We start from the raw sequence: 7,981 nt of genomic DNA on the forward strand, positions 1-7,981 counted from the left end.
ATCGAACGGCTTTTGCGACGCGGGCCGGTAGCAGGCACCGATGGACGTACTGATCGTCGGCGCGGGGTCGATGGGAACGTGGTTCGGCCGAGCGATCGACGCGACCGTGACGTTCGCCGACGTCGACCCGGCCGCTGCGACCGCGGCCGCCGAAGCCGTCGGCGACGGCGCCGAGACGACGGGACTCGAGGACGACGGCGAGTACGATGTCGTCTGTCTCGCGGTGCCGATGACCCACGTCGTCGACGCGGTCGGCGACCACGCCCACCGCGCCCGACGGGCGATCGTCGACGTCTCCGGCGTGATGGACGCGCCCCTCGAGGCGATGGCGACCCACGCACCCGACCTCGAGCGCGCGAGTCTCCACCCGCTTTTCGCTCCCGAACGGGCGCCCGGTTCGATCGCCGTCGTCCGCGACGACGCCGGACCGACGATCGAATCGCTGCTCGCGGACCTCACCGAACGGGGCAACGACCCGATCGAGACCACGACGACCGAACACGACGAGGCGATGGAGACGGTGCAGGCGGCGACCCACGCGGCCGTCCTTTCCTTTGCCCTCGCGACCGAACCCGTCCCCGACGGCTTCGAGACGCCGATCTACGAGGGACTCGAGACGCTGGTCGAGCAGATGACCGAGGGGACCCCGCGCGTTTACGCGGACATCCAGGGCGTCTTCGACGGCGCCGACCGGGTCGCCGACGCCGCCGCGGCGATCGCCGACGCCGATGCCGACGAACTCGAGGCGTTGTATCGAGACGCCGCCGCGCAGTGGCAGCCGGACGACGCCGCAGGCGTCGACGGGGACGCCGATCGAGAACCGACGAACGCAGCGGCGGCGAGGAAGACGAAGACGAAAACGGAGTCGGAGTCGGAGACAAAGACAAACATGGACCCGAACGGAGGACCCACGGAATGAGCGACCAGCGCGAGGCCGTCCGCTCGAACGCGAAGTACCTGCGACAGGTTAGACCAATCGACCCCGACGAAATCTGTGAGTACGTCGAGGGCAACCCTCATCCGGCCGTCGTCCGCCAGCACCTCCGCGAGATGGCGCCCGACCTCGAGTTGCTCGAGACCGACGACGGCACGTTCGTCCCCGTCGAGGACGATCCGGTCGCCCCGAACCGCGGCCCCGTCGAGCGGGTACCGACCGCCTACGAGCAGCGACTCGAAGATCTGCTGGTCGATCGATACGGCGTCAACTGGCACGAGGACGCCACCGGCGACCTCCTGCGCTCGACCGTCCGCCGGTTCAAGACGCGCTATCTTGAGCGTCGCCCAGTCGAGTACGACGATGACGTCGCCGCCGGCTACGCGATCTATCACCTGCCGGGCTACTACGCGGCGATCCAGTACGCGCTCGACGACCTCGCCGCGCGCGGCCTGCTCGGGCGGTCGCTTCGCGTCCTCGATATCGGTGCCGGCGTCGGCGGCCCCGCGCTCGGTCTCTGTGAGTACCTCCCCGAGGACGCCCTACTCGATTATCACGCGATCGAACCCAGTGCCGCCGCCGACGTGCTCGAGGCGCTGCTCGAGGAAACCGGTCGGAACGTCCACCCGACGGTCCACCGGACGACCGTGGAGTCGTTCGATCCCGAGGCGACGTCGACGGCCGACGGCTTCGATCCCGCCGCACCAGACGACGGCTTCGACCTGATCGTCGCCGCCAACGTCGCCAGCGAACTCGACGATCCCGTGACCGTCCTGCGCTCGGCCCTCGAGTGGCTCGCGCCCGACGGCACGCTGCTCGCGATGGCGCCGGCCGACAAGAACACCAGCGTCGGCCTCCGCGAGATCGAGCGCGAACTCGAGGACGAACGCGTGTGGCCGGCCGCGGAGATGGGACTCGAGACGACGGACGCGAACGTGAACGCCGATGCGAATCGGGACGCGACGAACGAAACTGACGCCGGCGGAGACGACGACGGCAGTGAGGACGCTAACGGTGGCGACGACCGCACCGACCGCCACGGACGCGTCACCGTCTACGGCCCCGCGGTCCGTCTCTGGCCCGGCCAGCGCCCCGACGACCGCGGCTGGACGTTCGACGCCAGACCCGATCTCGAGGTCCCTACCTTCCAGCGGAAACTCGACGAGGCGACACCCGAACACGACGCGGACCACGCCCCCGGCGAGTTCGTCAACGTCGACGTCCAGTTTTCCTACTCGCAGCTGCGCCTCGACGGCCGACGCCGGATCGATCTCGCGCTCGACACCGGCGACTGGGCGCGGATGGCCGACATGGAGCGCCACGTCCCCAACCGGATCGACCTCGTCGCGGCGAAGCTCAGCAGATCGCTCAGTGACGGCGAGGGCGGAGATGGCGGCGGAGGTGGCCGCTCGAACCCCCTCTTCAAAATCAGCGACGGCAGCGAGCGGATCGACCACTACGCGGTTCTCACGAAAGAAACCTCGCTCAACCGACCGCTGCTCGAGGCCGACTACGGCGAGGTCTGTTCGTTCGAGCAGCTACTGGCGCTGTGGAACGACGACGAAGAAGCCTACAATCTCGTCGTCGACGAGGAGACGATCGTCGACCGAATCGGCTGATCGCCGGATGGAGTCGGTGTGACGCTCCCTTCCTCTCGGCTCTATCACGCGCGTTGTCGTTTCTCTCGCTCTCCGAAGCGGAGGGCTTTTCGCGCCGGCCTCCAACCCCAGTGATAGCGATGAGCGATCCGGACGATCTCGAGATACTGTTGACCAACGACGACGGGATCCACAGCACGGGCCTTCGTGCGTTGTACGACGCCCTCTCGGCGTACGGTAACGTCACCGTCGTCGCCCCCGCGACCGACCAGAGCGCCTGTGGCCGTTCGATCTCCCACGAGGTCGACGTCGAAGAGCGCGACCTGGGCTATGCCGTCTACGGCACGCCCGCCGACTGCGTCGTCGCCGGGCTGGCCGAACTCGGTCCGTTCCCCGACATCGTCGTCGCAGGCTGTAACAAGGGCGCCAACCTCGGCGAGTACGTCCTCGGTCGCTCGGGAACCATCAGCGCCGCCGTCGAGGCCGCGTTCTTCGACGTGCCCGCAATCGCGACCTCGATGTACGTCCCCGCCGGCGACACGCCGCTTTCGCAACTCGATCTCAGCAGCGAGGACTACGCCGAAGCGACCCGCGTAACGAGTTTTCTCGTCGAGCGCGCCCTCGAAGCCGGCGTCTTCGACCACGCGGCGTACCTCAACGTCAACGTCCCCGTCGCCGACGGCGAACCCGCGCCGGTCGAGGTCACCCGCCCCTCGAAACGCTACGAGATGGACGCCGAACGCAACGGCGACAGCGTCCACCTCAGAGACCGCGTCTGGGAGTCGATGGACCCCGAAACGCTGCCCGACCCCAACGGGACGGACCGACGTGCGGTCGTCGAGGGCCGAATCAGCGTCTCCCCGTTGACGGCACCACACTCGACGAATCACCACGACGCTCTCTCCGCGCTCGCGGAGACGTATACGGAAACAATCACGTCGAACTGACGAATGCCCCGGTTGAACGCGATCCATCGAGCGCCCCGTTCCGACCGAACTGATTTGTATCGGGATGATGAACGGTTGGGTATGGCGAGCGTCGACTGCACCCCTTGCATGTCGCTTCCCAGACTCGAGCGAACCGCCATCGGTCGTCGGTCGCTCCCATCTGAGACCGAGTCGGTACGCGCGCCGACATCGCTTCTGAACGGCGCTACGCGTGCGACTCTCGCCACGATACGTATCGACGACACTCCAACCGACAAGAGAAACTACGACGCCGACGTGCGTTCTCGACGTGATCGACCGTGATCGCCGCCCCTGCTGGACCGGAATGTCTGCTCGATGATGTGATAACCGGCTTGCGGATCGCAAGGATGGGGCTATTCGCCGGCGGAAGTGTTACGACAGCCATACCAGCCGCTACAGTTACACGAATAGATTCCAAATGAGAGACGAACAACCGATAGACGGTTCGATACGGACAACAGCCGAAACACTCCACGGAGGGTGAAACGAAATGGTATTCAACACGCTCTGGACCCGCCTCACGTCGCTGTGGTCGAGTAGTTCGACGGACGAATCGACGGGTGAAGAGCCAACGACAGAGGAACCGACCGACGACGAGGACGAAACACTGAGCTACGCCGAGGAGATCGAATACGGCGTCGACGAACAGGAGCTTCCCGACGACGACAAGATTCTTCGACTGCTCGTCAAGCGCGGCGGACGCGTCGATTGGTCGACCATCCAGCAAGAGACCGACTGGCCCGAGGACCATCTCGAGACGGTCATTTCGCGGATGGAAGAGGAAGGCCAGATCAGCGCGATTACCGTCGGCCGAAAACGCGTCATCTGTCGGCGCGGCTTCGAGCCGAAAGGGTATCGATCACACCTCAACGAGTGACACCCGACGTATTCGACGGCTGCTGACGAATTCGATACGACAGTCCCGAACTGATTCCGTCCGTGTTCTCGCCGTAGCTGTCGCAGTTGCAACACCAACTGGTACGACCGACCGCAACTCGTTCGAAACCGCTCGTCCGGTCAAACGCTCACTGTCCACGACACTTCAAGCTTCGAACGACTGGGGGTTGCGTCCAGACGGCGTATGAAGGCCGAATTCACATGCGCCGTGCTCCCATTGGTACGGATATGTTAGAACTGGCACTGCTGTTCTTCGTGATCGCGATCATCGCGGGCGCACTGGGCGCAGGCGGCGTCGCTGGCATGTCGATGGCCGTTGCGAAGTGGCTCGTGCTAATCTTCGTCGTCCTGGCGATCGTCTCGCTGCTGCTGTAGCGAGCGACGTCACGGTCGACGGCAGGTGAGCACTCCGACCGACGCGCTCACCGGCGTTTCGTTGTGTCACGACCACCGACGGTGAGCCGTGCTGCCGTCCTTCTTGAGTGCACGCTATCACCGTCGACTCGAGACACGGCCGTCCGAGACGCCGATCCGCGACCCCTTCAGCCGTGTGCAGGCTGGGTCGTGGATCGACACAGCGCCAGGTCCGTTCGACAGAGGACGCCGTCGACGAACAGCCGCCCGTCGCTCGTGATCGTCACGTCGTGGTCGGCGATCTCGAAGGTGAACTGCCAGTTCCCTCCGTCGTGGTCGGCCAGTTCCGTCAACACGGCAGGATTGATGTACTCGTAGAGGGTGTACTCGACCTCCTCGAGCTCGAGGCGGTCGGCCTCGGCGAGCGCTTGCACGACGTCGACGATGATCTCGTCTCGTTCCCCCCGCGTCGACGTCGACCGCACACGTTCGTTAGCCATCGCTCGAGCCCCCCGATAGGCGTCTCCTCGCCACGCAAAACGCGCTGGCGGCCGGTGCTCGGTCTGCCACCCGCCTGAAACCCCAGTGCTGGTCGATCATCGTCACGGTCGTGTGAACCAGCGGCCCACTAATAAATAGAGTGCCGCTAAATCGAACAGGAACGCTTTCTGTCGTGTTGTACGGCCCTCCTGACCGGGTCAACGAATCTGAGATAGTCATCACCGTCACCGTGCTTTCGTCGAGAATGGTAGTGTCTGTACACAATCACTCTAGCGTGACCGTCGACGGACATGGGCCGTATTGCCAACCTGGAGACGGTTCGCCGGCGTTAGTGACCGATTGGAAACCGTCGGATACAGTGAAACTGTTCGCGTTAGCCCACGGCGGGTAGAGTGGCAGTGATTAGGTGGTCGATGCGGCCGTTTGGTGTTATGTGTTCGCTATATGGGGCGGGCGAGTGCCCAATCATGAATCGCCTTCGGCAACCGGCAGCGAAAACGGATACGGGTTCCCGTAACGTGGCTGTCTTAGGGATCCAGTTACAAGGTACCGTACCGATGCGATTCGATCTCGACAGCGACGGGAGGTGGCGCCGATGATCCTCGACGATACTGACCGCCCCGCCGAGACGTACGAAACTCTCGCGGACGCGCTCGAGGACCTCCGCGACGAAGTCGCAACTGAACCGATCCCCGACTCCCGACTCGAGGGGCTGTTCGACGAGGCGACGACGAGCAATCCGAACATCTGGAACACCGTCACGGCCTTCATCGATATCGAAGACGGCGACGCCGTGGTCACGGAGGAGTCGAAACTGGCCCAGGGCAAGTGGGCGCCCGAAATCGTCGACGACTGCGACGCGATGCTTACCGTCGACGTCCAGTACGGCCAGATGCCAGACGAGTTCAAGTACGTCGTGGCGAAGCAACTCGACGAGAAAATCGAGACTGCGAGGGCGAAAGCGGAGCGCGCTCGAGAGTGAGTGCGAAACGGACTGGAGACGCACGATTCTCCCACTCCGTTCGACAGTTCGCTCGGTCGGTTTCGCCGGAGTTCGATCCGAAATTCGATAGTATATCCTAGAAATTTATTTAGTTGATATGTGGACGTGGCCGTATACAATGGACGGGCGATCGATCCGGACGCGCCGCCAGTGGCTCGCCGCCTGCGGAACGGCGGTCGGCGCCACGACACTCGCGGGTTGTACGGGAAGCGACGACGAAACGGCTGACGACTCCGACGGTTCGGCGCCGAACGGTGCCAACGACGGTGATCCATCCACCGAAAACGATAGTCACACCACCGTAAGCAACGCCAGGTGGCCGATGTCGCGGTTTACCGCCGGTAATCGGATGGTGACCGACGACTGGAGCGGTCCCGACGGCCCGCTCGAGGAGGGGTGGACGTTCGAAACCGACGACGGCGTGGCCGTCTCCGGACCCGTCGTCGATAACGGGTTGGTGTACGTCGCCGCCGAAGACTCGGTGCTGTACGCACTCGACGCCGTAACTGGTGACGTCGAATGGGAGATCGATAGAACGTACCCGGACGCACCACCGGGTGCCGACTACCCGCCAACGACGCCCGCGATAAGCGACGATACAATCTACTTCCTGACTGACGAACTCGAGGCGATCGACCCCGACGACGGCGATCGACGCTGGTCGGTCGATCTCGGCTCGAGGTCGCGGGAAGCCAGCGATATGCGGGTGTACGACGGCGTCGTCTACGTTCACACCGATGGGGATCTCTATGCGATCGATACCGAGACGCGAGAGATCGTCTGGGAGGGAAACGCCGACTCGACGGAGGACATCGCCATCGGAGCCGACGGAATGTTCTACGTGGTCCGGCGAACGAACAACGACCACGATTACGAAGTGCTGGGGATCGATATCTCGTCCGCCGGCACGGACTGGACGTACTCCCCGCCGGGGAACGTCAGTTCCGGGTTCGGGCTGATGGTCCGCGACGGAACCGTCTACCTCCACGAGATGGAGAAACTGCTGGCGATCGACGGCCACACCGGCGACGCCGAGGTGCGTACCGAGTTCGAACAGACGAACACGCTCGTTCCGACGCGAGGGCGCGCTCCGACGATCGCCGACGGAATCGCCTACTCCGCGGCCCCGAGTCGATACCCCGCCGTCCACGCCGTCGAGTTAGACACCGGAAACGAACCCGAGACGTGGGACTCGAGTGCACTCGAGACCGGGCCGACCGGACTTCGGCCGTTCGTGTCGGCGGATACGCTCTACGTGTGGCGCGGTATCGGATATGTGGATATAAACGCGCTCGATCCAAAGTCGGGCGAATCCAGGTGGTCTTTTGATGTTCGTGATCATCAAGACATGGTTCGAGGAACAGTACAAGGGTACACTATTCTCGAGGACAAAATCATATACTCTATAGATGGGAACTATGGAGTAGTTGGAATGGTCATGTAACGCTACTGGGGTCCAACATCATCGTACCATTCCGTCTCACCACTGTATCCTTGTGTTAGATCCTGTTCTCCGAGATCATCCAGTATATCACCAAAATCTGGATCGCCGTCAAACGGCGGGTCTCCAACGTTCGGCGGCGCCCCAGCCTTCATCGGCATGAGTCCGGGCATAGCGATGAACACCTCGAGAGAACTGTCGAACGCGATCGGTTCGACGTCGCCGATTTCGTGCGTGTCGCCGTCGCCGAGGGCGACCTCGACGGTCATGCGATCTCGGACGTAG

At 63.7% G+C, this 7,981-nt stretch carries 9 protein-coding genes; 7 read left to right on the forward strand and 2 right to left on the reverse strand.

The window, feature by feature from the left end:
- Window positions 1-40: 40 nt before the first annotated feature.
- The 5 genes from C493_RS02205 to C493_RS21980 all read left to right on the forward strand — a co-directional run bounded on the left by C493_RS02205 (window position 41) and on the right by C493_RS21980 (window position 4,772).
- Window positions 41-919, forward strand: a complete 879-nt coding sequence (locus tag C493_RS02205) for a prephenate dehydrogenase/arogenate dehydrogenase family protein (protein WP_007257761.1) — start codon at window positions 41-43, stop codon at window positions 917-919.
- Complete coding sequence (locus tag C493_RS02210; protein ID WP_007257762.1) at window positions 916-2,553, forward strand: small ribosomal subunit Rsm22 family protein; 1,638 nt, start codon at window positions 916-918, stop codon at window positions 2,551-2,553. The genes C493_RS02205 and C493_RS02210 overlap by 4 nt, the downstream gene beginning before the upstream one ends.
- A 119-nt stretch (window positions 2,554-2,672) precedes the next feature.
- Window positions 2,673-3,479, forward strand: a complete 807-nt coding sequence (surE, locus tag C493_RS02215; RefSeq protein WP_007257763.1) for a 5'/3'-nucleotidase SurE — start codon at window positions 2,673-2,675, stop codon at window positions 3,477-3,479.
- Between the two features lie 511 nt (window positions 3,480-3,990).
- Entirely contained in the window at window positions 3,991-4,377 is a 387-nt protein-coding gene (locus C493_RS02220; RefSeq protein WP_007257764.1) for a helix-turn-helix transcriptional regulator, read from the forward strand.
- Window positions 4,378-4,625: 248 nt separating this feature from the next.
- Complete coding sequence (locus tag C493_RS21980) at window positions 4,626-4,772, forward strand: DUF1328 family protein (protein ID WP_007257765.1); 147 nt, start codon at window positions 4,626-4,628, stop codon at window positions 4,770-4,772.
- Between the two features lie 167 nt (window positions 4,773-4,939).
- On the opposite strand, the gene C493_RS02225 is transcribed toward C493_RS21980, so the two are convergent.
- Window positions 4,940-5,251 carry a HalOD1 output domain-containing protein gene (locus C493_RS02225; RefSeq protein ID WP_049889081.1) on the reverse strand — a complete coding sequence of 104 codons (312 nt, stop codon included), beginning with the start codon at window positions 5,249-5,251 and terminating at the stop codon, window positions 4,940-4,942.
- A 596-nt stretch (window positions 5,252-5,847) separates the two neighbouring features.
- Here C493_RS02225 and C493_RS02230 point away from each other — a divergent pair.
- Both C493_RS02230 and C493_RS02235 read left to right on the forward strand, forming a co-directional pair.
- Window positions 5,848-6,234: a hypothetical protein gene (locus C493_RS02230; protein ID WP_007257767.1), complete on the forward strand. Its 387-nt coding sequence runs from the start codon at window positions 5,848-5,850 to the stop codon at window positions 6,232-6,234.
- Between the two features lie 139 nt (window positions 6,235-6,373).
- Window positions 6,374-7,699: an outer membrane protein assembly factor BamB family protein gene (locus tag C493_RS02235; RefSeq protein WP_007257768.1), complete on the forward strand. Its 1,326-nt coding sequence runs from the start codon at window positions 6,374-6,376 to the stop codon at window positions 7,697-7,699.
- A 2-nt stretch (window positions 7,700-7,701) separates the two neighbouring features.
- Here C493_RS02235 and C493_RS23200 read toward each other — a convergent pair.
- Window positions 7,702-7,981, reverse strand: a 280-nt coding sequence (locus tag C493_RS23200) for a hypothetical protein (RefSeq protein ID WP_007257769.1), incomplete at its 5' end; no start/stop codon positions are given.

The sequence above is a fragment of the Natronolimnohabitans innermongolicus JCM 12255 genome (assembly GCF_000337215.1).
GTDB lineage: Archaea > Halobacteriota > Halobacteria > Halobacteriales > Natrialbaceae > Natronolimnohabitans > Natronolimnohabitans innermongolicus.